Annotated in this window: 19 protein-coding genes; 9 read left to right on the forward strand and 10 right to left on the reverse strand. The window is 63.4% G+C overall.

All coding sequences use genetic code 11. The annotated features are described in order from the left end of the window. Window positions 1-95 precede the first annotated feature (95 nt). Genes FCU66_RS20125 through FCU66_RS20135 form a run of 3 tightly spaced genes read left to right on the forward strand, consistent with a single transcriptional unit; the run spans window position 96 to window position 5,114 of the window. Window positions 96-1,574 (forward strand): sensor histidine kinase, encoded by a 1,479-nt coding sequence (locus FCU66_RS20125; RefSeq protein WP_136622304.1) that lies wholly within the window; start codon window positions 96-98, stop codon window positions 1,572-1,574. Then, window positions 1,574-4,576, forward strand: coding sequence for a bifunctional [glutamine synthetase] adenylyltransferase/[glutamine synthetase]-adenylyl-L-tyrosine phosphorylase (locus tag FCU66_RS20130; protein ID WP_136622305.1), 3,003 nt, complete (start codon window positions 1,574-1,576; stop codon window positions 4,574-4,576). The genes FCU66_RS20125 and FCU66_RS20130 overlap by 1 nt, the downstream gene beginning before the upstream one ends. 58 nt (window positions 4,577-4,634) lie before the next feature. Then, the gene (locus FCU66_RS20135) at window positions 4,635-5,114 is read left to right on the forward strand and encodes an EF-hand domain-containing protein (RefSeq protein ID WP_136622306.1); all 480 of its coding nucleotides are present in this window, start codon (window positions 4,635-4,637) and stop codon (window positions 5,112-5,114) included. 45 nt (window positions 5,115-5,159) lie between these two features. Here FCU66_RS20135 and FCU66_RS20140 read toward each other — a convergent pair whose 3' ends face one another. Both FCU66_RS20140 and pepN read right to left on the reverse strand, forming a co-directional pair. Further along, window positions 5,160-7,481 carry a PAS domain-containing sensor histidine kinase gene (locus FCU66_RS20140; RefSeq protein WP_136622307.1) on the reverse strand — a complete coding sequence of 774 codons (2,322 nt, stop codon included), beginning with the start codon at window positions 7,479-7,481 and terminating at the stop codon, window positions 5,160-5,162. Between the two features lie 175 nt (window positions 7,482-7,656). After that, window positions 7,657-10,302 (reverse strand): aminopeptidase N, encoded by a 2,646-nt coding sequence (pepN, locus tag FCU66_RS20145; protein WP_136622308.1) that lies wholly within the window; start codon window positions 10,300-10,302, stop codon window positions 7,657-7,659. Window positions 10,303-10,458: 156 nt separating this feature from the next. Here pepN and FCU66_RS20150 point away from each other — a divergent pair, with 156 nt between their 5' ends. Both FCU66_RS20150 and FCU66_RS20155 read left to right on the forward strand, forming a co-directional pair. After that, window positions 10,459-12,765, forward strand: coding sequence for a xanthine dehydrogenase family protein molybdopterin-binding subunit (locus FCU66_RS20150; RefSeq protein ID WP_136622309.1), 2,307 nt, complete (start codon window positions 10,459-10,461; stop codon window positions 12,763-12,765). 71 nt (window positions 12,766-12,836) lie between these two features. After that, a complete protein-coding gene (locus tag FCU66_RS20155) occupies window positions 12,837-13,739 on the forward strand; it encodes a DMT family transporter (RefSeq protein WP_246093971.1) in 903 nt (300 codons plus the stop codon). Here FCU66_RS20155 and FCU66_RS20160 read toward each other — a convergent pair whose 3' ends face one another. The 3 genes from FCU66_RS20160 to FCU66_RS20175 all read right to left on the reverse strand — a co-directional run bounded on the left by FCU66_RS20160 (window position 13,740) and on the right by FCU66_RS20175 (window position 16,394). Continuing rightward, window positions 13,740-14,552, reverse strand: coding sequence for a helix-turn-helix domain-containing protein (locus FCU66_RS20160; protein ID WP_136622311.1), 813 nt, complete (start codon window positions 14,550-14,552; stop codon window positions 13,740-13,742). Between the two features lie 274 nt (window positions 14,553-14,826). Then, complete coding sequence (locus FCU66_RS20170; RefSeq protein WP_136622313.1) at window positions 14,827-15,702, reverse strand: uracil-DNA glycosylase; 876 nt, start codon at window positions 15,700-15,702, stop codon at window positions 14,827-14,829. Between the two features lie 50 nt (window positions 15,703-15,752). Then, a complete protein-coding gene (locus tag FCU66_RS20175; RefSeq protein ID WP_136622314.1) occupies window positions 15,753-16,394 on the reverse strand; it encodes a hypothetical protein in 642 nt (213 codons plus the stop codon). A gap of 219 nt (window positions 16,395-16,613) precedes the next feature. Between FCU66_RS20175 and FCU66_RS20180 the strand changes: the two genes are divergently transcribed. Both FCU66_RS20180 and FCU66_RS20185 read left to right on the forward strand, forming a co-directional pair. Further along, on the forward strand, window positions 16,614-18,293 hold the full coding sequence (locus FCU66_RS20180; protein ID WP_136622315.1) for an electron transfer flavoprotein-ubiquinone oxidoreductase: 1,680 nt from the start codon (window positions 16,614-16,616) through the stop codon (window positions 18,291-18,293). A gap of 141 nt (window positions 18,294-18,434) precedes the next feature. Further along, on the forward strand, window positions 18,435-19,034 hold the full coding sequence (locus tag FCU66_RS20185) for a DUF922 domain-containing Zn-dependent protease (protein WP_136622316.1): 600 nt from the start codon (window positions 18,435-18,437) through the stop codon (window positions 19,032-19,034). Between the two features lie 3 nt (window positions 19,035-19,037). On the opposite strand, the gene FCU66_RS20190 is transcribed toward FCU66_RS20185, so the two are convergent. The 5 genes from FCU66_RS20190 to FCU66_RS20205 all read right to left on the reverse strand — a co-directional run bounded on the left by FCU66_RS20190 (window position 19,038) and on the right by FCU66_RS20205 (window position 22,713). Continuing rightward, a complete protein-coding gene (locus FCU66_RS20190; protein ID WP_246093967.1) occupies window positions 19,038-20,048 on the reverse strand; it encodes an endonuclease/exonuclease/phosphatase family protein in 1,011 nt (336 codons plus the stop codon). 101 nt (window positions 20,049-20,149) lie between these two features. After that, a complete protein-coding gene (locus FCU66_RS20195) occupies window positions 20,150-21,613 on the reverse strand; it encodes an AMP nucleosidase (protein ID WP_246093968.1) in 1,464 nt (487 codons plus the stop codon). Between the two features lie 148 nt (window positions 21,614-21,761). Beyond that, a complete protein-coding gene (locus tag FCU66_RS20200; protein ID WP_136622319.1) occupies window positions 21,762-21,956 on the reverse strand; it encodes a hypothetical protein in 195 nt (64 codons plus the stop codon). Window positions 21,957-21,996: 40 nt separating this feature from the next. Next, window positions 21,997-22,155, reverse strand: coding sequence for a hypothetical protein (locus tag FCU66_RS41205; protein ID WP_168992200.1), 159 nt, complete (start codon window positions 22,153-22,155; stop codon window positions 21,997-21,999). A 216-nt stretch (window positions 22,156-22,371) separates the two neighbouring features. Then, on the reverse strand, window positions 22,372-22,713 hold the full coding sequence (locus FCU66_RS20205) for a DUF2147 domain-containing protein (RefSeq protein ID WP_136622320.1): 342 nt from the start codon (window positions 22,711-22,713) through the stop codon (window positions 22,372-22,374). Window positions 22,714-23,162: 449 nt separating this feature from the next. On the opposite strand from FCU66_RS20205, the gene FCU66_RS20210 reads away from it, so the two are divergent. Together FCU66_RS20210 and FCU66_RS20215 are read left to right on the forward strand one after the other, a co-directional pair. Continuing rightward, complete coding sequence (locus tag FCU66_RS20210; protein ID WP_010915070.1) at window positions 23,163-23,429, forward strand: SEL1-like repeat protein; 267 nt, start codon at window positions 23,163-23,165, stop codon at window positions 23,427-23,429. Window positions 23,430-23,822: 393 nt separating this feature from the next. Then, on the forward strand, window positions 23,823-24,944 hold the full coding sequence (locus FCU66_RS20215) for an ABC transporter substrate-binding protein (protein ID WP_136622321.1): 1,122 nt from the start codon (window positions 23,823-23,825) through the stop codon (window positions 24,942-24,944). Window positions 24,945-25,013: the final 69 nt, after the last annotated feature.

Here is a 25,013-nt window from a genome sequence, read left to right on the forward strand (position 1 = left end):
AAGTGGGAACCGGTTTTCGGAAAAGATCATGCTCCAACAAAGAGCTAGATCGGCATGACGATTCGACCAAACGCCATGCTGATCTAGGCAGCAGCATGGCTCTTTCCGTGCCAGCCATCATGAAGACGACGGCAGCGCGGCTTTCGGCGCTATACCTCCTGCTCTTCGCGCTCTGCGCGGTGGCGCTCGTCTTCTACATGACCTCGCTGTCGGCGCGCATGCTGACGGCGCAGACGCAGGAGACCATCAACGACGAGGTGCTCGGCCTTGCCCGCGCCTATCAGCGCGGTGGCCTGCCGATCCTGGTGCGCGTGGTGGAACAGCGTTCCCGCCAGCCCGGCGCCAACCTCTATCTGATCGCCGACGCCAACGGCCAGATCCTGACCGGCAACGTGCAGAGCCTGGAGCCGGGCGTTCTCGAAAACGAAGGCTGGACCAACAGCCCGTTCTCCTATCAGCGCTTTGGCGAGGGAGAGCTCGAGCGTCTGCGCAATCTGCCCGCCGAGCAGGGTACCACCACCCAACCCGAGCAGAGCGACGCGCAGGCGCAGGGCGAAAAGGGTCACAACGCCATTGCGCTGGTGCTGCGGCTGCCGAACCAGATGATCATGCTGGTCGGCCGCGACCTCGGCGAGCCGGAGCGGTTCCGCGCCGTCATCCGCCGCGCGCTGATGCTGGCGCTCGGCATGATGGGGCTTGGCGGATTGCTGATCTGGTTCTTTGTCGGCCGCGCCGCGCTAAAGCGCATCGACAGCGTGTCGGAAGCCAGCCGCCGCATCATGGGCGGCGACCTGTCGGGCCGGCTACCGGTCACCGGCGCCGGTGACGAGTTCGACCGGCTCTCCGAAAACCTCAATTCCATGCTGGCCAGGATTGCGACGCTCAACGAAGGCCTGAAGCAGGTTTCCGACAACATCGCGCATGATCTGAAGACGCCGCTGACCCGGTTGCGCAACCGGGCCGAAGCGACGCTTTCGGGCAAGCACAAGACATCAGACTACCGGCAGGCGCTGGAAGGCACCATCGCCGAGTCCGACCAACTGATAAGAACCTTCAACGCCATATTGATGATCTCCCGGCTGGAGGCTGGCTACTCGTCGGAGAACACCAACCGCGTCGATCTTGCGGAAGCCGTGCGCGATGTCGTCGAGCTCTATGAGCCGGTGGCGGAGGAGGCGGGCGTCTCGCTGGAGGCGGATGTCCGGGAGGCGACCTTCGTCAACGGCAACCGCGAACTGATCGGCCAGGCGCTGTCGAACATCGTCGACAACGCCATCAAATATTCGACCGACGCCACCGCCCAGCCGGCCGTGCGCGTGGCCCTTGAGCGGACCGGTGCGGACGTTCGGCTGTCGGTTACCGACAATGGCCACGGCATTCCAGATGATGGCGACCGCGCCCGCGCCACGGAACGTTTCGTGCGGCTGGAGAAAAGCCGTTCGCAGCCGGGGTCCGGCCTTGGCCTCAGCCTCGCCAAGGCAGTCATGACGTTCCACAATGGCCGGCTTGATCTCTTGCCTGGCAATCCCGGACTATCCGTGGTCATGAGTTTCCAGGCACGGGAGGATCACTGATGAGCACGGCTGCAAAGCGGGCGGCGACGGATTGGCTGCTGAAGCCGGCAGCCAGCCTTGCTCCGTTGGACGAGGACCGTGCGCGGCAAGAACTGGCCGAGATCGCTTCAGCGGCACGGGAAGAAGGGCTGACGCGGCTGGCCAAGTTCCTGGCCGGCAAAGGGGAGGGCCAGGATTTCCTCGCCGCCGTCTTCGATCTGTCGCCGTTCCTGCGCGATACGGCACGCCGCCGGCCGCGGATCCTCGACGGCCTCTTCGACCAGCCCGTCGAGGCTCGGCTGCAAGCGATCGGCGCCGCCATCGACCAGGCGTATCTGGCCGAGGCGGTCTCGGAATCCGGCCTGATGATGGACCTGCGCCAGTGGAAAGCCGAGGCGCATTTCCTGATCGCGCTGGCCGATCTTGCCGGAGAAGCCGAAACAGCGCTGACGGTGCGGCGGCTGAGCGACCTTGCCGATGCCTGCACCCGCGCCGCCGTCGACTTCCTGCTGCGCGACGCGCATGGCCAGGGCAAGCTCAAACTGCCGGATCTCGACAATCCGTCGAAGCAATCGGGCTGGATCCTGCTCGGCATGGGCAAGCTCGGCGCGCATGAGCTGAATTTCTCGTCCGACATCGATCTTGTGGTTTTCTTCGATCCGGAAGCGCCTGCAGTCGTCGACCCGCTCGACGCCACCGAACTGTTTTCGCGGCTGACGCGCCGCCTGGTGCGCATCCTGCAGGACCGCACCGAGCATGGTTATGTCTTCCGCACCGATCTGAGGTTGCGCCCCGATCCCGGCTCGACCCCGCTGGCCATCCCGGTTGAGGCCGCACTGCGCTACTACGAGGCGCGCGGCCAGAACTGGGAGCGCGCCGCCATGATCAAGGCACGTCCGGTGGCCGGCGATCTGGCCGCGGGTGCGGCCTTCCTCAAGGAGTTGCAGCCCTATATCTGGCGCAAATACATGGACTACGCGGCGATTGCCGACGTCCATTCGATCAAGCGCCAGATCCACGCTCACAAGGGCCATGGCGAGATCGCGGTCAAGGGTCACAACGTCAAACTCGGGCGCGGCGGCATTCGCGAGATCGAGTTCTTCGTCCAGACCCAGCAGCTCATCGCCGGCGGCCGCTTCCCGGAACTGCGCGGCCGCGAGACCGTGCCGATGCTCGGCCAGCTCGCCGCACGCAGCTGGATCACCGCTGATGCGCGTGACGCGCTGGCTCGACAGTACTGGTTCCTGCGCCGCGTCGAACATGCCGTGCAGATGGTTGCCGACGAGCAGACGCACACGCTGCCGGAAGACGATGAGGGGCTGGAGCGCATCGCCCGCATGCTGGGCTTCGCCGATGCTTCTGCCTTTGCCCTGGCGTTCCGCGCCTCGCTGCAGCAGGTCGAACGCCACTACGCGGCACTTTTCGAAACCGCACCGGAACTGTCGACCGGTATCGGCAATCTGGTCTTCACCGGCGATGTCGACGACCCCGACACGTTGCAGACCTTGCACGGCCTCGGCTTTCAGCGGCCAAGCGACATCTGCCGGGTCATCCGAGGCTGGCATTTCGGCCGCTATCGGGTCACCCAGTCGGCGGAGGCGCGCGAGCGGCTGACGGAGCTGACGCCGGCGCTGCTGCGCTCCTTCGGCCAGACGCGCCGGGCCGACGAAGCCCTGCTGCGCTTCGACGAGTTTCTTGGCGGCCTGCCGGCCGGCATCCAGCTGTTTTCCCTGCTGCAGTCCAATCCGGCCCTGCTGAAGCTTCTGGCGACGATCATGGGCGCCGCGCCCCGGCTGGCGGCGATCATCACGCGCCGGCCGCATGTCTTCGATGGTCTGCTCGACCCGGCCTTGCTGACTGAACTGCCGGACCGCGCTTATCTGTCAGCGCGGCTTTCCGCCTTTGTCGAGGGCGACCGGCTATATGAGGACGTGCTCGACCGGCTGCGCATTTTTGCCTCCGAGCAAAAATTCCTGATCGGCGTCCGGTTGCTCGCCGGCTCGATCGATCCGGCGCGGGCCGGCCGTGCCTTTTCCGATCTGGCGGATCTCACCATCGAGGCGGCGTTGCAGGCGGTGACGGCAGAATTCGCGGCGCGCCACGGCACGATTGCCGGCGGCGTGGTTTCGCTGCTTGGCATGGGCAAGCTCGGCAGCCGCGAACTGACCGCCGGATCGGATGTCGACCTGATCCTGCTCTACGACCACGCGCCGGATGCCGAAGAGTCCGACGGCGACAAGCCGCTGGCGCCTTCGCATTACTACACCCGCATGACGCAGCGTCTGATCGCGGCCGTGTCCGCGCCTACGGCGGAGGGGGTGCTCTACGAACTCGACCTGCGCCTGCGGCCATCCGGCAACAAGGGTCCGGTGGCCACCCATATCGATGCCTTCAAGAAATACCAGCGCCAGGAGGCCTGGACTTGGGAGCACATGGCGCTGGCGCGCGCACGCGCCATTGCCGGCGACGCCAGCCTGTGCGGCGAGGTTGAAGCGGAAGTGGCGGCGGTGCTTGGACAGCCACGCGACGCCGCCAAGGTGATGTCCGAAGCCTCGAACATGCGCGCCATGATCGAAAATGAAAAGCCGCCGCGCGAACTGTGGGACATCAAGCTGATCCCCGGCGGCCTCATCGATCTCGAATTCATCGCCCAGGTGGCTGTCATCACCGGGCAGGTCGAGACTGAATCGCATGCCCCGGCCGTGCCAATTGCACGTGCCCCGGCCGTGCCAATTGCACGTGCCACTGGCACGGCCGAGATCCTGTCGCGCCTCGCACCGGGTTTTGCCGATGCGGGGATCAGGCAGGACCTTGGCGACGCCTACGCGCTCTATCTGGCGCTGACCCAGATGACGCGGCTGTGCCTCACCGGAGCCTTTGAGCGTGACGATGTTCCGCCGGGGCTTTCGGATCTGCTTCTGGCGGTGACCGACCTGCCGGATTTCGGTGTGCTGGAAGCACACCTCAAAGAGACGTCGCAAAAGGTCAGGAAAGACTTCGACCTTTTGCTTCGTACGGGATGACCGCGACGAGCGGCTATCTCGGACCGCATCGGGGGTGACGATGCAACAGGAGAAGACCATGAGAAAGTCAACGAAACTTGCCCTTGCCTTCGTAGCCTTGGCCGGCGCCGTCGGCACCACTGCCTATGCCGAAAACAATGCCAGCGCAAAAATGCGCGAGGGCACGCTGATGCGTCTCAACAAGGCGATGAGCGATTCCGGCGGCACCATCACCTTCGACCAGTTTTCCGACGCCATGAACGCGCGGCTGAAGAAGCTCGTCGCCGACAATGGCGGCAAGCTGACCGTCGCCCAGCTTGCCGACGCGCTTGAGAAGGCGCGTTTCGAGCAGATGGCCAAACGCATTATCGCCCGCTACGACACCAAGGGCGACAGCACGCTGACCACAGACGATCTCACCAGTCGTGAGAAGAAGGTCTTCGCAATGCTCGACAGGAACAATGACGGCAAGATCGAAAAGAGCGAACTGCCGAAGGGCGGCCGCTTCGGCCGCCACCGTCAATGGAGTGACGACGGCGACAACAGCGATATGCAGTGAGGCAGTTTGGAGCAGGCTCCGGCAGTCTCAGTCGGAGCCTGCTGCTCAGGCCGCGACCCTGACGACCGGCGCGGCCTTCTTCACCGGAATGCGCACCGACACGATCGTGCCGACACCTTCGGTCGAACGGATCTTTAGCGCGCCGCCCTGGAGTTCAGCCAGCGAGCGCGAGATGGCGAGGCCAAGGCCGGACCCGGCGTGGCTCTTGGAGAACTGGTTCTGCACCTGTTCGAAGGGCCGCCCGAGCTTGCCGAGCGCATCCTTGGGGATGCCGCAGCCATTGTCCTCGATGGTCAGCACCAGTGCGCCGGATGTGTTGCGGGCCCTGACCGATATGTGGCCGCCCTGGCCGGTGAATTTCACCGCATTGGACAAAAGGTTGATGACGATCTGCTTGATCGCACGGCGATCGGCGACCAGCGTCAGCGCGTCGGCGATGCGTGTTTCCACGGTGATGGCCTTTTGCGCCGCCTGCAGCGAGACGACGCGAACGGTTTCGCTGATCAGCGGACCGAGGTCGATCTCTTCCCGGTCCAGCGAGAACTGGCCGGCCTCGATCTTGGACATGTCGAGAATGTCGTTGATGACGCCCAGCAGATATTTGCCGCTGCTGTTGATGTCGGTGGCATATTCCTCGTAGCGCTCCGATCCAAGCGGGCCGAACAACCCCTGTTCCATCAGTTCGGAGAAGCCGATGATGGCGTTCAGCGGCGTGCGCAACTCATGCGACATGTTGGCCAGGAATTCGGATTTGGCCCGGTTCGCCGCCTCGGCCCGTTCGGTCTCCTTCATGTATTTGCGGTTGAGGTCGACCAGTTCGCGTGAACGCTCCTCTTCCGCCCGCCGGGCGAGGCTGAGATCATGGATCGTCGCCATCAGCCGGCGCTCGCTGTCGACCAGCTTCTCCTGATGCAGCTTGATCTGGGTGATGTCGGAACCGACCGAGACGATGCCGCCGTCCCGGGTCTTCAGTTCGTTGACCTGCAGCCAGCGGCCATCCGCCAGCTGGCGCTCGAAAGTGGCGCCGCCTTGCAGTCCGCTGGTGTTGGCAAGCCGCCGTTCGGAAGCAAAGGCCAGCATGCGTTCTTCCAGTGCCGCACGCGCGGTGCCCGGCATCACGTCGCGGTCCGAAAGCCCGTTGTCCTGCTGGTATTTGGAATTGCACATGATCAGGCGCTGCGCCGAATCCCACAGCACGAAGGATTCGTTGATGTTCTCGATCGCCGTTCTGAGGCGAAGGTCGGCCGCCTCGGAACGCAGCGCCAGATGACGCTGTTCGGTGACGTCGACGGCGATGCCGATCAGCTGGATCTCCGGGGCTTCCGGATCGATGACTTGTGCCCGAGCGCGCATCCATACCCATTGGCCGTCGGAATGCCGCATCCGGAACACCTGGTCGATATGGTCGATCTCGCGTGCGACAATCCTGTTGGCGAGCTCGAACAGGTCGCCGTCCTCGGGGTGGATGATCTGATCGACCTCGCCGAAGGACAGCATCGTGTCGCAGGGCTTGTAGCCGAGCATGTCGTACATCGAGCGTGACCAGTACATCTTGCCGCGCACCATGTCCCAGTCCCACAGGCCGCAGCGGCCGCGAACCAGTGCCATGTCGATGCGCTGATGCGCCTCAAGGTAGATGCGGTCAGCAGCCTGCGCACGCGCCGCCTGGCCGAAATAGGCGTAGAGGATGACGATCAGCACGCCGGCCGTCAGCACGAACAGGGTGACGTTCAGCGAAACAGTCTTGCGCCAGGTATCGAAAACCGCGTCCTGCGGCACCAGGGCCGCCGAAGCACCCTTTCGGCCATTCGCCAGGCTGACCGCCGCATACCAGTCCCGTCCGTCGATGTTGACGTCCATGACGCCGGCGCGATCGCCGAACATGAACAACGGCTGGCCGCCCTCGACGAGGCCGTCGAGCGAATGGCCCTGCCATGGCACCGAGCGCGGTGTCACCGCGACGATCTTGAAAGCACTGTCGGTGATGACAAGCACATGGCTGCGGCCCATCGCGCCCTGACGGCTGGTGGTCTCCAGCAGATCCTGGATGGCGCCAGGTACCGTATCCGAGCTGGTGGCGAGCGAACTGGCCAGATGGCCAGCCGCCAGCGTCAGGATCGCCTTTGCATTGCGCTCGACATCGTCGCGCTCGTTCATCAGCGACAGCACGCGCAGCGCCGCGATGACGATCAGGAAGGTGATGATGAGGACGGGTATCGATCGGCGCAGCAGCGGCTCGGCGGCCAAAAGCCGCCGGTAGGCCGGTTCGGCGATGAGCCGCGTATTCCCTGCAAGGCCGTCGCTTCGCGCCTCGCGATGCGCAAAAGCCGTCCCTCCGGGCGCGCCCCACGCGTCCGCCTTCGCCATAAATGGCACTCCCCGAATTTGCCTATGCTGCTTGGTGATCCGGCAAACGCCGCACATCCGAATCGTCAGTAAAGAATCAAAGGTGATTCGCCTTGTCCAGTGGTCCGGCGAAAAAAGATTAAAAATCGACTAAAATAACGCCGAAACGGCCTAATGCCCCTTGTGGAGCGCGCGCTTACGCCAGCGTGCGCTCGACAATATCCCGCAGATCCGCTGACAGGCTTTCGGCGCCGGCGATCGAAAGCAGCGCTTCCCTGGCCTTGGCCTGCCGCAAAGGTTCGAGCGAACGCCAGGATCTGAGCGCCGTCGCCAGCCTTGCAGCCACCTGCGGGTTGCGTTTTTCGACCTCGAGCACAGTCTCAGCAAAGAACCAGTAGCCTTCGCCGTCAGCACGATGGAAGCCGGTCTGGTTGGCACTGGAGAACGTGCCGATCAGCGAGCGCACCCGGTTCGGGTTGCCCATCGAGAAGGCCGGGTGGCTGGTCAGGGCCTTCACTGTGTCGACGGTTTGCGGCCCCGGAACGCTGGCCTGGATCTGGAACCATTTGTCCATGACCAGCGGATCGGACCCGTAAGTTGTCTCGAAAGCCGCCAGCGCCTTGGTCGCCTCGGGCGAACCGTGGTGACGATGCGCGAGCACGGCAAGTGCTGCCGCGCGGTCGGTCATGTTGGTCGCCGACTGGAAATGCCCGGCGGCGAGTGCTGCTCCGCCCGGCTGCAGCGATAGATAATCCAGCAGGGTGTTGCGCAAGGCGCGTTGTCCGGCGCTCGCCGCGTCAGGGCTAAACGCTGCCTTGTCGGCAAGGCTGAGGTAGAGGCTCGAAAAAACATCACGGTTCGCGGTGCCGATCGCCAGCGCCAGCGCCTCGCGAGCCGCATAGATGGCATCGGGGTCGATATTCCTGCCGATGTCGCGGGCAATGTCGGCTTCGCCTGGCAGTGCCAGCGCCAGCGCCCGATAGGCCGGCTCCAGCGCCTCATCGTCGGCAATGCTGCCGGCGAGTTCGGTCAGCCGCGGCGCGAAGACCGGCTGCTTGCCGCCGAGGGTCTCGCGGAAGGCCGCGATCAGTGCGTCAGTCAGCAATGTGTTGAAGGCCTGCCAGCGCGAGAAGGCGTCGCTGTCATGGCGGGCGAGGAAGAACTGGTCGTCGGCTTTCTGCTCGACGGACAGTGTCACTGGGGCCGAAAAGCCGCGGTTGAGCGACACGGCCGGGCGCTCAGTCACGCCTGAAAACCGCACCATGTGGCGGCGCTTGCGGACATGGATGACGCCGTCCTCGACGCTGGCGCCCTCGACGCCGCTATACTCCACGGGCTTGCCGCCGGCGCCGATCAGGCCGAACGCGAGCGGGATGTGCATCAGCCGCTTTCGGCTTTCGGAGGGTGTCGGCGGCACCGACTGCTCGATTTCGAGCGTGAACTCGCGCGCAGCCGGATTGTGCGTCGAACTGATCGTCAGGTTGGGCGTTCCCGCCTGATGATACCAGAGCGCGAATTGCGACAGGTCGCAGCCGGACGCATCCTCGAACACCTTGATGAAATCCTCGATCGTTGCCGCGTCACCGTCGTGCCGCTCGAAATAGAGGTCCATGCCGGCGCGAAAGACGTCGACCCCGAGAATTGTGCGGATCATCCGCACCACTTCGGAGCCCTTCTCGTAGACCGTCGCCGTATAGAAATTGTTGATCTCGCGGTAGCGGCGCGGCCGCACCGGATGCGCCAGCGGGCCCTGGTCCTCGGGAAACTGGTGGGCGCGCAAGGTGCGCACTTCGGCGATGCGCTTGACCGCTCGCGAGCGCTGGTCGGCGGAGAATTCGTGGTCGCGGAAAACGGTCAGGCCTTCCTTCAGGCAGAGCTGGAACCAGTCGCGGCAAGTGATTCTGTTGCCTGTCCAATTGTGGAAATACTCGTGCGCGATGATCGCCTCGATATTGGCGAAATCGGCATCCGTCGCGGTCTCCTGATCGGCCAGAACATATTTGTCGTTGAAGATGTTGAGGCCCTTGTTCTCCATCGCGCCCATGTTGAAGTCGGACACGGCGACGATGTTGAAGACGTCGAGATCGTATTCCCGTCCGAACGCTTCCTCGTCCCATTTCATCGACCGCTTCAGGGCGTCCATCGCGTAGCCGGCAAGCTTCTCCTTGCCGGGCTCGACATAGATGCCGAGCTCGACCGTGCGGCCGGACAGGGTGACGAAACTGTCGGCGAGCTGGCCGAGATTGCCGGCCACCAATGCGAACAGATAGGACGGCTTGGGGAAAGGATCGTGCCACACCGCATAGTGCCAGCCGTCGCCGAGGTCGCCTCTGTCGACCGGGTTGCCGTTGGACAGGAGCAGCGGCGCCTCGTCGCGCATTGCCTCCATGCGCACCGTGTAGACAGACAGGATGTCGGGTCGATCGAGGAAATAGGTGATGCGGCGAAAGCCCTCGGCCTCGCATTGCGTGCAGTAGACATGGCTCGAGCGGTAGAGGCCCATCAGCGCTTCGTTGCCTGCCGGCGCCAGCTCGGTCTCTATGAGCAGTTGGAAGCGGCGCGCGGCCGGCGGCTTGAGGATGGTCAACTGGTCCGGGCTCGCCAGCATATCCGCCGGTTTTACTTTCTTGCCGTCGATCTCGATGCGCTTGAGCGTCAGCCCGTCGCCGTCGAGCACCAACGGAGCCGACGCGGATACGCCGTCACAGCGCTCGACCGTGAGCAAGGCGGTGACGTGCGTTGCGTCTGGCGAAAGGCGGAAGGTGAGGTTGTTTTGCGGAATGAGGTAGTCGTTGGGGCGATAGTCTTCGAGCTTGAAGACCTGGCCGGTGTCCGTGCGCATTCCGTGGGTTTTCCTGTCCATAGCCTTGGCGGCGGATTGTGTCCGCTGGTCCAAGAAATTTGAAGTCCGCGCTCTTTACACGAAACGGCCCCTCGACAAAACTGAGGCAATGCCTATTTCAGGCGTTCCTTCTCCCGTCATCATCACGAGGCATCCATGACCGTCGTCACACCGAAATTCGGCATGGGCGCCTCGGTGCTGCGGTGCGAGGATGCCGCCTTCATCCAGGGGCAGGGCCGCTATACCGACGACATCCAGCCGGTTGGCGTCCTGCATGGCTATGTCCTGCGCTCGCCGGTCGCCAAGGCCAGCTTCACCATCGGTTCGATCGAGGCGGCGAAGGCGGCACCTGGTGTGCATCTGGTGCTGACCGGCAAGGACCTTGCTCATCTCGGCGATCTCAAGTCCGGTGTCATGCAGGAACAGCCGGATGGCACCAAGGCTCCGACGCGCGACATCCCGATCCTGTGCCGCGACCGGGTCAATTATGTCGGCGATGCCGTTGCCTTCGTTGTCGCCGACAGCCGTGCCTTGGCGCAGGATGCCGCTGAACTGATCGACGTCGACTATGACAGCGAAGATGCGGCCTCCGGGACGGCAACGGCACTTGCCGAAGGCACCCCGCTGGTCTGGCCGGAGCTTGGTTCCAACCGCGCCTTCGCCTACCACATGGGTGACAAGGCGAAGACCAAGGCGGCTTTCGCCAAGGCCGCCCATGTCACCCGCATCGAATTCGTCAACAACCGGCTGGTCTGCAACTACATGGAGCCGCGCTCGGCGATCGGCGAGTGGAACGGTGAGGAGAACCGCTACGTGCTGACCACGGGGTCGCAGGGCGTGCATTCCATGCAGTACATCTTGGCCGCCCTGTTCAAGATCAAGAAGGCTCAGCTGCGCGTCATCACGCCCGATGTCGGCGGCGGTTTCGGGCCCAAGAGCTTCGTCTACCGCGAATACCCGCTGGTGCTGGAGGCGGCAAAGCGGCTTGGCCGTCCGGTCAAGTGGGCCGGCGACCGCACCGAGCACTTCCTGACCGACGCGCAGGGGCGCGACAATGCCGTGACGGCCGAGATGGCGTTGGACAAGGATGGCCGCTTCCTCGGCATGAAGGTGGACCTGCTGGCCAACATCGGCGCCTATATCTCGCAATATGGTCCGTTCATTCCCTATATCGGCGTCACCATGTCGACCGGCGTCTATGATATCCAGGCGCTCGACGTCTCAGTCACCGGCCTCTACACCAACACCTGCCCGGTCGATGCCTATCGCGGTGCCGGCCGGCCGGAAGCAGCGTTCCTGCTGGAAAAGCTTGTCGACGCCTGCGCCCATGATCTCGGCCTGCCTGTCGAGGAGATTCGCCGCCGCAATTTCATCCGGCCGGAGCAGTTTCCCTACCGAACGCAGACCGGCCGCCTCTACGACAATGGTGAATTCGAAGGCCATATGGAGCGCGCCATTGAACGGTCCGAATGGAAAGCGTTCCCGGCGCGGCTGGCGCAGTCGAAAGCCGGCGGAAAGATCCGCGGCCTCGGCATGGCGACCTATATCGAGGCCTGCGCCTTTCCGGGTTCCGAACCGGCCTTTGTCGAACTCAACGGCGACGGCACGGTGACGCTGAAGATCGGCACCCAGACCAACGGGCAGGGGCATGCCACCGCCTATGCGCAGTTCCTGTCGGAAAAGCTCAATCTCGACATCGACAAGATCCATGTCCGCCAGGGCGACACCGACGAGCTGAAGGCCGGTGGTGGCACCGGCGGCTCGCGCTCCATTCCGCTGGGGGGTGTATCAGCTTCCCGCGCGGGCGAGGATCTGGCCAACAAGATCAGGCGCATCGCCGCCGACGAGCTGGAGGCCTCAGTCGGCGACATCGAGCTGTCTGATGGTGTTGCCCGCATCGTCGGCACCGATCGCACGATCGATTTTTCCACCATCGCCAAGGCCGCCAAGACATCAGATGATCTCAAGGGCTTCGGCGAGTTCGTGCAGGACGAGTGCACCTATCCCAACGGCACCCATATCTGCGAGGTCGAGATCGATCCCGACACCGGCGCGACCGAGATCGTCCGCTACACCATCGTCGACGATTTCGGCGTCACCGTGAATCCGATCCTGCTCGCCGGCCAGGTACATGGCGGCGTCGTGCAAGGCATCGGCCAGGCGCTGACCGAGGAGACGATCTATGGCGAGGACGGACAGCTGCTGACGGCGAGCTTCATGGACTACGCCATGCCGCGCGCCGACAATTTCCCGTTCTTCCATTTCGAGACCCGCAACGTGCCGTCGACCACCAATGCGCTCGGCATCAAGGGGGCAGGCGAGGCCGGCACCATCGGCTCGACACCTGCGGCGCTCAATGCGGTGACCGACGCACTCTGGCGTGCCTATGGTGTCAAACACATCGACATGCCGGCGACGCCGGCGCGCATTTGGGCAACGATCCGGGAAGCGTCGCCGGCGTGACGGCCAGGCCGGCCCCCAACGCTGTTACCGCCGGTGGCCATGCCGGCGGGCACAACACGCTCACCGGCATCATGCTCAAGATCGTGTCGGTGGCGGTCTTCGTCGGCATGCAGACCTGCATCAAGGCGGCAGGCACCGTTCCGGCGGGCGAGATCGTCTTCTTCCGCTCCTTCTTCGCCATCTTCCCGATCATCGCGTTTCTGGCTTTCAGGGGAAAGCTAGGCACTGCGTTCACCACCAAGCGTCCGTTCAATCACATCGCGCGCGGCCTTGTCGGTGTCTGCGCCATGGGGCTTGGCTTTTTCGCGCTGACCCGACTGCCGCTGCCGGAAGCGATCACGCTGAACTACGCGCAACCGCTGCTGGTGGTGGTGTTCAGCTCGATCTTCCTTGGCGAGGCTATCCGCGTCTATCGCTGGAGCGCGGTCGCGGTCGGCCTGGTCGGCGTGCTGATCATCTCCTGGCCGGAGTTGACGCTGCTGAGTTCCGACGAGGCGCTCGACGACCAGGAGGTGCTCGGCGTTGTTGCCGCTCTTGTCGCGGCGGCGATCTCGGCCGTCGCCATGCTTTTGGTGCGCAATCTCGTGCAAAGCGAGCGCACCGCGACCATCGTGCTGTGGTTTTCGGTGACGGCGAGCGTCATGTCGCTGCTGTCGCTGCCGTTCGGCTGGCAGGTGCTGACGCCGCTCCAGGCGGCTCTTCTGGTTGCCGCCGGCTTCTGCGGCGGCCTCGGCCAGATCCTGATGACAGCGGCCTATCGCCATGCCGAGGCCTCGGTCGTGGCGCCCTTCGAATACACCTCGATGATCCTCGGCGTCGTCGTCGGCTATCTCGTCTTCGGCGATGTCGCCACGCTCAACATGCTTGTCGGTGGCCTGATCGTCGTTGCCGCCGGGATTTTCATCATCTGGCGCGAGCGTCAGCTTGGCCTGGAGCGCACACGCACCCGCAAGGCATCTTTGCCTGAAGGGTGATTACGACAGTTCGGCCCGCTCTTTCGCCAGTCGCACCAGCACCGTCCTCGTCTGCTCGTCGGCCGGGAAAAACGATTCGATCGCCAGTTCCGACAGCGTCACGTCGAGCGGCGTGCCGAAGACGGTGATGGTGCTGATGAACGACAGCACCTGATCGCCATGCGCCAGCCTGAGCGGGTGTACGATGGCATTCGGCTCGACCGGTGTCGGCCGGCTGCCTTTCAAACCGGACGGATAAGTCCTCAGCTCACGCTCCAGCTCGACCAGCACCGGGTCGCCGCTGGCGTCATTCTGGTGTTTCAGGCGCTCAAGCAGATGCGTCCGCCATTCCTGGAGATTGACGATGCGCGGTGCGATGCCGCCGGGATGCAGGCTGAGGCGAAGCACGTTGACCGGCGGCGTCAGTAGCGAAGCCTCACTGACATCGGCAAGGAAGGGAGCGATGGCGGCGTTGGCCGAAACCAGGTTCCAGTGGCGGTCGACAGCGAGTGCCGGGAAAGGCTCGTGCCCCTTGAGCACGATTTCGACCGCGGCCATCGCCGGCGCCAGTTTCGCGTCAGTGAGCGGCCTCTCGCCGAAGCTGGGGGCAAAGCCTGCGGCGAGCAGCAACTGGTTGCGCTGCCTGAGCGGGATCGAAAGCTGCTCGGCCAGATGCAGCACCATGTCCCGCGAGGGTGCGGCGCGGCCGCTTTCGACGAAGCTCAGATGTCGCTGCGATATCTCGGCCTCCATCGCGAGGTCGAGCTGTGACATGCGGCGGCGCGTGCGCCATTCGCGAATGAGGCTGCCGGCGGAGGTTTGGGACGTGGTCATGCGGGAATGGTTAGGCCGACAGGAGACGTATTTCAATTACCTGCGAGGTTATCGGTACGGCATCCACGTCGGAGATTGGCGAAAGCGGAAATGACAGCCAATCTCCCCCCTTGTTGTGGGGGAGATGCCTGGCAAGGCAGAGGGGGGCGCTGTCCCGCTGACTTCTCATCTGGCAACCGTCCAGTCAGAGCAATGCCGGCGGCGAAGGTTCCAAAGGCTGGCGATCCTTCGCGCCCCCTCTGTCCTGCCGNNCACGAGGGGGGAGATTGGCCAATCACCCAAGCGCCCGCAGCTTCGCCTTCACCTCGAGAAAATCCCGCCACGCCAGCCTCTTGTGCGCAGGCGTCCGAAGCAAGTAGGCCGGGTGCAGCGTCGGCATGGCCGGAATGGCGATGCCGGACGCCGTCGTGTGGACGCGCCAGTTGCCGCGCAGCCGCAGGATGCCTTCGCTCGTATTGAGCAAGGTCTTGGCCGACGGGCCGCCGAGATTGATCAGCACCTTCGGATTGACCAGCTCGATCTGCCGCTCGATGAACGGCCGGCAGATCTCGGTCTCGTGCGGCGTCGGCGTGCGATTGCCCGGCGGCCTCCACGGAATGACGTTGGCGATATAGACAGATGTGCGGTCGAGCCCGATCGCGGCCAGCATGCGGTCGAGCAGCCGGCCCGAGCGGCCGACGAAGGGCAGGCCCTCGATGTCCTCGTCGCGGCCGGGTGCCTCGCCGACCAGCATGACGGCGGCTTCCGGGTTGCCGTCGGCGAACACCAGGCTCTTGGCGGTGGTCTTGAGATTGCAGCCGTCGAACGCCGCCATGTACTGGCGAAGCTCGTCGAGGGTCGTTGCTGTCGTCGCCAATTGGCGAGCCAGCGCCGCTTGCGCCTCGTCGGGAACGGTGGCCGACGTTGCGCGCGCAATCGGCGGCGCATTTGGTCTGTCACCTGCTTCGGGGCGAGACATATTGGCCGAACGCTGCGGTGCCGCGGTATCGCCAGAAGGCGCCGCAGCAGGCGCGCGCTCCAAAGGCTTTGGCGCAACCTCGGCGAACCGGTTCACCGGCTGGTCTTCAAGCGCCTCGTCGACGCCCACGCTGGCATAAAAGGCGAGCAGGTCGGCGATATCAGGTCTGTTGTTTGGGGAAGCGGCAGTCATGTCGGCACATTCGTTCGCATGACGGCAATTTGCAAGGCTGGCTGCTTGCTCTACCCCGTCGGTATGCGCGGATCCTGCACCAGATAGAAGGTCCATCTGGGCGTATAGTCGGTCATCAGGAATTCGAAACTGGCGGTTTTCAGCGGGTCGACCTTGCCATTCCTGAACAGCAGCCGGTCATAGGGTTCGAAATCGCGATCGAAATCGGCGAAATTGCTCGACCAGATGTTGTCAGGCGTCTTGTTGCGCTGGTCGAACGAAAGCCCGTCGCCGAACACGCTCGGCTGGTTCAGGATCTCCTGCAGCTCGAACTGGAATTCGATCCAGGCTTGGCCGCTGTTGTTGAGCACGTTGATGCGCATATACATGATGCCGTTGGCGAATTCGCCGGCCGGACCGAAAGCCTGGATCGGCTTTGTCGTGCGGATGGTCAGCGTCACCGGCGTTGACGAATTCAGCTCTTCGGTGATGACCAGCGGATCATCCTTCGTTCCGATGCCCGAGGCGCCGGTGATGTGGAAGCCGCCAAGCTCGTCGGAGAAGGAGTAGGCGCCCGTCGCCCAGACTTTCACCTCGTCCGCGGCAGCGTGACCCGGTGCCATCAGAAGGGCCAAAAGGAGCGCCCGGCAGGCTCGGCCGGGCGGGAAAAGAAAGCGCGTCGATGAAAAGCCGGCTGGCCCAGGAATGCGCATGGCGTGAAGTATGGCCGATAAGCAAGCCGTCGAACAATTAAAAACGCAAGCGCCCGGGGCAATGCCGGACGAAAGCACGCGCCTGGCCTCGCAATGCGCGACTTTTTGGCCAAAACGGCATTGTCACGTATGCGCCGGTTTCCTGTCGCCAATTGATGCGCTATGCAGCGCAGGAGCCAGCAAGATACCCGAATGGGATAAGCCAGTGCGGAGGGGTTGATGAGCGACATCGAACGCGAAAGCATGGAATTCGACGTGGTTATCGTCGGCGCCGGTCCGGCAGGCCTCGCCGCCGCCATCCGCCTCAAGCAGGTCAATCCCGAGCTCTCGGTCGTCGTCCTGGAAAAGGGCGGCGAGGTCGGCGCCCATATCCTCTCCGGCGCCGTCGTCGATCCGATCGGCATAGACCGGCTGCTGCCTGGCTGGCGCGACGAAGAGGGCCATCCGTTCAAGACGCCGGTCACGGCAGACCATTTCCTCGTCCTTGGCCCTGCCGGCTCGTTCCGTCTGCCCAACATTCTGATGCCGCCGCTGATGAACAATCACGGCAATTACATCGTTTCGCTCGGCAATGTCTGCCGCTGGCTGGCTAGCAAGGCCGAGGCGCTCGGCGTCGAGATCTATCCGGGCTTTGCCGCCGCCGGCTTGCTGTACAATGAGGAAGGCGCCGTCACCGGCGTCGTCACCGGCGACATGGGCGTCGAGAAGGACGGCACGCACGGCCCGGGTTTCGCACCCGGCATGGCGCTGATGGGCAAATATGTGCTGATCGGCGAGGGCGCGCGCGGCTCGCTCGCTAAGCAATTGATCGCCAAATACAAGCTTTCCGATGGCCGTGAGCCCGGCAAATACGGCATCGGCCTCAAGGAGCTCTGGCAGGTCAAGCCGGAGAACCATCGGCCCGGCCTGGTCCAGCACTCTTTCGGCTGGCCGCTCGACATGAAGACCGGCGGCGGCTCCTTCCTCTACCATCTCGAGGACAATCAGGTGGCGGTCGGCTTCGTCCTCCACCTCAACTACAAGAACCCGTATCTGTCGCCGTTCGAGGAATTCCAGCGCTTCAAGACCCATCCGGCAATCCGCGGCACCTTCGAGGGCGCCAAGCGTCTGGGCTACGGCGCGCGCGCCATCACCGAGGGCGGCTGGCAGTCGGTGCCGAAACTGTCGTTCCCCGGTGGCGCGCTGATGGGTTGCGCGGCGGGCTTCGTCAACGTGCCGCGCATCAAGGGTTCGCACAACGCCGTGCTGTCCGGCATGCTGGCGGCCGAGCATGTCGCCGAGGCGATCGGTGCCGGTCGCGCCAATGACGAGCTTTCCTCCTATGAGGCGGCCTGGCGCGCGACCGACATCGGCAAGGATTTGAAGAGGGTGCGCAACGTCAAGCCGCTGTGGTCGCGCTTCGGCACCATTGTCGGCATCGGCCTCGGCGGCCTCGATATGTGGCTGAACACGCTGTTCGGGATCTCGCCCTTCGGCACGCTGAAGCATGGCAAGGCCGACTATGCCACGCTCGAGCCTGCCGCCCAGCACAAGAAGATCGCCTATCCGAAGCCTGATGGTGTGCTGACCTTCGACCGGCTGTCCTCGGTGTTCCTGTCCAACACCAACCACGAGGAAAACGAGCCGGTCCATCTGCTTGTCGGCGACATGGAGCTGCAGAAGCGTTCCGAGCACGATGTCTTTGCCGGACCCTCGACGCGCTATTGTCCCGCCGGTGTCTACGAGTGGGTCGACAAGGACGGCAATGCCGCCGCCGATCCCGCGGCCAAGGACGTGCGCTTCGTCATCAACGCGCAGAACTGCGTCCACTGCAAGACATGCGACATCAAGGACCCGAACCAGAACATCAACTGGGTGCCGCCACAAGGCGGCGAAGGCCCGGTCTACCAGGGCATGTGAGCCACGCGCCGACCGGGCCGTCTCGGCCGCCGCAAGCAAAATGCCGGCGAAGGCCCGGTCTACCGGGGACCGAGGAATATTAGGACTGTTGAAACTGCCGCGCGCTTATGGTTCCATCCCCTGACGATACGGAGATGGCCAATGCGTTTGGCGGTTCTGGCATGTCTTTTGGCGATCGGCGCGCTGTTCTGTTCCGCTCCGGCGGCCTCGGCCGGCACCAGAGTGGTGGTCAAGACGCGGACCTATGACATCACCGGGACCACGGGTCTCGCGCTGATGGAGGCGATGAACCGCAAGGGACCGAAGCACGGCTTCATGACGCACGCCATCGCGCAAACCGGCTACACCGTGGATTGGGACCTTGACGCCGGTCAGGACAATGGCGTCTGCCGCCTGCGGCGCGCTAACGGCACGCTCAATCTCTTCTATACGTTTCCGCATGTCGCCTCGACCACCACGCCGGCGCTTCGGCAGCGCTGGACGCGGTTCTTCGCCGGGGTCCGCGCCCACGAAGAAACCCATGGCCGCATCGCCAGGGAAATGATGCGCGCCACCGAAAGATCGATCTCCGGCCTCAGGGTTGCCGACGACCGGTCCTGCTACAAGACACGCCGCGAGGCGCAGCGGCGTATCAGGGCCACCTATGCCGCATATGAGGCGAAGCAGATCGCTTTCGACGCCCGCGAGCATCGCGACGGTGGCCATGTCGAGCATCTCGTCGCCGCGCTGATCAAACCTTGATCTTCAGCCTGGCGTTTTTCCGGCCGGTGTCAGCGACACGGTCGCGGTCTCATGCTCGTCCGCCGGCTTTTGCCGGTTCAGCCTGAGCGAGAATTCCACCATGACCGGCAGGTGGTCCGAGCCGGTGTCCTCCAGCCGTGTCGCGGAATGGATGGTCACGCCGCCCTTGCTGAAAACCTGGTCGATCGGCAGGCCGGCGAAGCGCCGCAGGAAATCCGGCAGCTTGATGTGGATCCAGGTCGGGCCGGCGGACGGCATGACGGTCAGCCCGCCGAGCGAGGCCACGCGCCGCTCGGCGGCACTCCACGGCACGGCGTTGCAGTCTCCCGCCATGATGGCCGTCTCGCCGAGCGCGGAGAGCGACTCCGTCAGCTCACCGATCTGCCAGTACTGCTCGCGTGGCCACGGCCAGCTGAGATGGATCGCGGCGACATCGACTTCAATACCGCCGAAGTCGACGGTCGCTGTCGCCATGGCTCCGCGCCGCTCGCAACGCGGTTCGGTGCCGGCGGCAAACGGCCGCCGCGAGAGCAGCGCGACGCCGAATATGCCGTTGGGATAAGGGCAGAGGATCCGGTATGGGTATGCGCTGCTGATATAGCCAAGCTCGGTCGCCCACATCGCCGATACCTCGTCGAGGGTGATCACGTCGGGATTGGTCCGGCCGATCAGCGACAGCACCTTCTTCGGCGTCGGATTGTCGTAGCGCAGATTCATCTGCAGCAGCTTGTAGGTCGCACGATCTTCGTTCTTGGCTTCATAGGCAGCCTGAACCGGCCATGGACTGGGTAAAGTGTTCAAGGTCGTGGCAAAGGCCGCCACGGCAAAAAGCAGCGCCACGGCCGCTTGCAGGCGAAATGTCGTGGCCAGCAGCGGCAGCGCGCAAAGCGCCATCAGCACGGCAAGGTGGACGCGGAAATGCGAGAAGGAATCGAAGGCCGGATGCAGCGTCCCGAAAAACCCGGCCACCAGCGCGACCGAACAGGCGAGCATTGCCAGGAATGCAACCGACATCAACAATGTCCCGAAGCTCGCTCTCTCCATGCCGCCTGCTTATCGGCAGAAATACGGCCCAATCAAGATGACGAAATGCCCATGCGATGCGTGGAACCGGCCTACTGGAACGCCGTCTCCGAAAAACTCCTGAGCTTGCGCGAATGCAGCCGCTCCATCGGCATTTCCGCAAGCTTCTCCATAGCCCTGATGCCGATGGTCAGGTGCTGCGCCACCTGGCGCTTGTAGAATTCGGTCGCCATGCCGGGCAGCTTCAACTCGCCATGCAGTGGTTTGTCCGAAACGCACAGCAGCGTGCCGTAGGGCACGCGGAAGCGGAAGCCGTTGGCGGCGATCGTCGCCGATTCCATGTCAAGCGCGATTGCCCGCGACTGCGACAGACGCTGCACCGGGCCGCGCTGGTCGCGCAGTTCCCAGTTGCGGTTGTCGATGGTGGCGACGGTGCCGGTGCGCATGATGCGCTTCAAGTCATAGCCGGACAGGCCGGTGACTTCGGCGACCGCTTCCTGCAACGCCACCTGAATCTCGGCCAGCGGCGGGATCGGCACCCAGACCGGAAGATCGTCGTCCAGCACGTGGTCCTCGCGCACATAGGCATGCGCCAGCACATAGTCGCCCAGCGCCTGGGTGTTGCGCAGGCCGGCGCAGTGACCAAGCATCACCCAGGCATGCGGCCTCAGCACCGCGATGTGGTCGGTGATCGTCTTGGCGTTGGAGGGCCCGACGCCGATATTGACCATGGTGATGCCGCCATGGTTCGGCTTCTTCAGATGATAGGCCGGCATCTGCGGCAGGCGCGGTGGTGCACCCCCTTCGCTGGGCGCGCTTTGCCCGACCCTGGTGGTGACATTGCCGGGCTCGACGAACTCGGTGTATCCGCCGCCGCCATTGGCCATCAGATCGCGGGCGCGGGCGACGAACTCGTCGATGTAGAACTGGTAATTGGTGAACAGCACGAAGTTCTGGAAATGCTGCGGCGTGGTCGCCGTATAGTGCGACAGGCGATGCAGCGAATAGTCGATGCGCTGCGCCGTGAAGGGCGCCAACGGCCTCGGCTCGCCGAAGGCCACTTCGAAAGTGCCGTTGGCGATCTGGTCGTCGGTGCCGTCGAGATCCGGCACGTCGAACAGGTCGCGGATCGGCCGCTTGATGCGTTCGGCCGCCGCGCCGTCGACATGGGTGCCCTCGAGAAAGGCGAAATGCAGCGGGATCGGCGTGGTCGATTCCGATACCGTGACCGCAACCCCATGATTGCGCATGATCAGGCGCAGCTGTTCGATGAGGTACCTTTCGAACAGACCCGGCTGGGTGATGGTGGTGGCAAAATGCCCCGGCGTCGGCATATGGCCATAGGCTTGGCGCGAGTCGATCTGGGTGAACGAGTTGGTGGTGACGCCGATCTCCGGATAAAAGGCCCGGTAGCGCTTGCCGTTGTCGCCACCCGCTGCCGCCAGTTCTGCAAAGGAGTCGCGCAAGAACTTGGTGTTGCGGTCGTAAAGCACCTGCAGTGCCGCGACGGCCTTTTCGGCGCTATCAAAGCTTTGCCGGCCAAAAGGCTCCGGCATGACGACAGATTCGATGGCTTGTGGGTAGATTCGCTTTTCCATGGCTCAATATAGAGACTTGGATCGGCACTTGGGAGGGGTGTCGCTGCCGAAGGCCGCCAAAGCGTCGTTTTTCTTTCCGATGCATTTCGCGTGATAACGACTGCACTTATCCGCGCTGCAGGCTGACCAGGAGCACGAAGCCGACGCCGGACTTCCTCAGAGCCGGTGCGTCGATCGTCGAGCCGGCATCGGCGCGCATCATCGGCACGGCCAGAACCGGAGCGGCCAGAACCATCAGGATAAGCGCCGCCCGCGGCAGAAGCCGAAGGGTCTTGAGAGCGTTGGCGGCGATGCGGTTCATGGTGTTTCAGCTTTTCTTTTCGAGGTCTTGGTTTCTTTGTTCAGTTGCGAAGGTGGGTGGGGCAGGCGAGGCGGCAGGTTCTGGAACTGGCTTCGTCCCAGGCGCGGGCCGGGCGGCCCGCTTCAGCGACGAGGATGGCGAAGAACATTCCAAACAGGCTCATCAGCAGGCAGACGATGGTGAAGCGGCGAGCAAGCATTGGGTCGGGTCTCCTTCAACACGCAGGAGAATGCCCTGATGCAACTGAACCGGCTCTGATGCCGGCGTTCATCTGCGGTTCAAAATGATTGACGGGGTTTCGACGGCGCCGGCGTCGGTTCGGATGGCCGCTGGCGGGCATCGAGCATCACCGGTCGATGAAACGAAAACGGGGCCCGTCGAGGACCCCGTTGTCATGTCGTAAGGATGCGGTCTATCAGAGCCTGTGCCAGGTCTGGCTCTTGCAGATCAGCCCGCCGAGCATGCAGCCGCTCATCTTTAGCGAACTGCCCGAAAGGGTCGCCTTGCCCGAATAGGTCTTGTCGTTTGCAGGATCGGTGATGTTGCCGGCATATTTGTTGTCGCCTGCCGCCTTGAGCGAGCCGATGGTCTTGCCGGCATATTTGCCGGACTTGAGCGTGATGGAAAACGTGCCGCCGCCAGCGATGGCTGCGGTGTCGCCGGCCTGCGTCTTCCAATTGCCTTCGATCGGATCGGCCCATGCCGCACCCGCCATGATCAACGTGGCCGCAAGGGCCAGGCTCACTTTTCGAAACATGTCTTCCTCCCTTTGGATGTCCGGCCGGATGCTCCGCCTCGCCGGTCTGCCGCTTACGCAAACGTAAGCTAATCCAGCTCCCCGCAAAACAAAAGCGGTGCCGCAACGGAAGACTTTGCGATTTTGAAGGGGCTCGAATGCGCCTCCTCGACGAGGAGATGAAACGATCGGCGCATCGCCTTTGTCTCCCGTGGTTAGCGAAGTCTTGACTTGGCATCGGAAAATTTTCGTCAAATTTGACGCAAGCAGGCTGAATTGCTGGCTTTGTATCCTTAACGAATTTCAGCGTTTACCTCTTGTTTTAGCTTTGTTTTCCTCAAATTAAGCACGCCATTTAACGACGGATTCAAGCCTGCACGGCATTCTCGAAAGCATCGGAAGAGCAGCCAGCAAGCACGAAAGAACGCAGCTCTCGGGAGCCTGACAGGGGCCGGAAACAGGGGATTGAAATGGCACGTTTTGAAATGCTTGAAGCAGGTTTCGGCGCCATGGGGGCAACTGCCCAGGCCGACATTCTTTTCGAACTGGGCATGATGTATGCGACCGGCCGCGATTGCGAGACCGATGTCGTTGCCGCCCACAAATGGTTCAACATCGCCGCGATCAAGGGCTCGGCCCGCGCCGCGGAACTGCGCTCGGAACTGTCTGCGGCCATGTCGAAGGTCGAGATTGCCAAGGCGCTTCGCGAAGCCCGCGAATGGATGACCATGCACTGAGATCTGCCAATCGCAGACAGGCCTATCGAAGACAGGGAAGCTCCGGGATCAAGACTGCATAGACAGCCAGACCCGGCGGAATTGAAGGCCGCGCAAGACGGTCACGATGTTAAGAAAGAGAACGCGGCAGGCCGCAGGGCCCAGTCGTGCGCGACACAGGGAAGGTGAGCGGGATTTTTAGGCGCGGGGGCGCCTGGAGATTGCTCGACGGACAAAAAAGCCACGACCAGCCGGAACAAGGCTGGCGTGGCTTTTTGCGTGGATGACGTCTTGCAGGCCCAATCGAGCGGCGCCAATGCGCCTAGACAGGCCCAGTGAAGGATGAAATTGTCCGGCCTCTCTGGAAGAAGCGCGGCCGGGGCGGCCGCGCGTGAGTGGAGGAGTTCTACCATCATGAAAAAATTGAGTATTTTGAATGCGGCCATATTCGGCCTGATGATGAGCACGCCGGTCGCATTCGCCGACGACATCACCTTTGCGGTGGTCGGCCCGATGACCGGACAGCTCGCCACCATCGGTGATCAGTTCAAGCAGGGCGCACAGGCCGCTGCCGACGCGATCAACGCCGCGGGCGGCGTCAACGGGTCGACGATCAAGCTGAGTATCCAAGACGACCAGTGCGATCCCAAGCAGGCCGTGTCGGTCGCCAACCGCATCGTCGCCGATGGCGTCAAGTTCATCGACGGCCATGCCTGCTCGGGTTCGAGCATTCCGGCCTCAGCCGTCTATGCCGAAGCTGGCGCTCTGATGATGAGCCCGGCTTCTTCCAACCCGGTGCTGACCGACGCGGCGGCCAAGGCCGGTTGGCCGACGATCATGCGCCTTTATACGCGTGACGATGCGCAGGGCGCCTTCATCGGCCCATGGATCGCTAAGAAGTTTGCGGGCAAGAATGTAGTCGTCCTGCATGACAAGAGCGCCTACGGACAGGGCGTGGCTGACGCCGTCAGGGCAACGATGAATGCCGGCGGCCTCAAGGAGGTCTATTATGACGGCATCAACGCTGGCGAGAAGGACTATTCGGCTCTCGTCACCAAGCTCAAGGACTTGAAGGCCGACGTCGTCTATTTCGGCGGCTACCATCCTGAAGCTGGCCTGATCCTGCGTCAGTCGGCGGAACAGAACCTGAAGTTCCAGCTGATCATGCCGGACTCCATCGCCTCGCCTGAATTCTGGCAGGTTGCCGGCCCGGCCGGCGAGGGCACCATGTTCGTCTTCCCGTCGGATCCCCAGGCAAAGCCGGAAGCCAAGGCAGCCGTCGAGAAGATCAAGGCCGGCGGTTTCGTGCCGGAAGGCTTCACGCTGTTCTCTTATGCGGTGATCCAGGCCTTCGCCGAAGGCGTCAAGCGCGCCGGCAGCGACGATCCGGCCAAGGTTGCCGAAGCGTTGAAGAACGGTACGCCGATCAGCACTGTTGTCGGTGACGTCACCTTCGACGAAAAGGGCGACCTCAAGAATGCCAGCTACGACATCAACCAGTGGCATGACGGCAAATACGCGCCGATCGCGCAGTAATCGTCGCCCTGGCGACTGGATAGCATAGAGAAATGGCCGGGTTCGTCCCGGCCATTTTCTTGTTTGCCC

The sequence above is a fragment of the Mesorhizobium norvegicum genome, assembly GCF_004919685.1.
GTDB classification, from domain to species: Bacteria; Pseudomonadota; Alphaproteobacteria; order Rhizobiales; family Rhizobiaceae; genus Mesorhizobium; species Mesorhizobium norvegicum.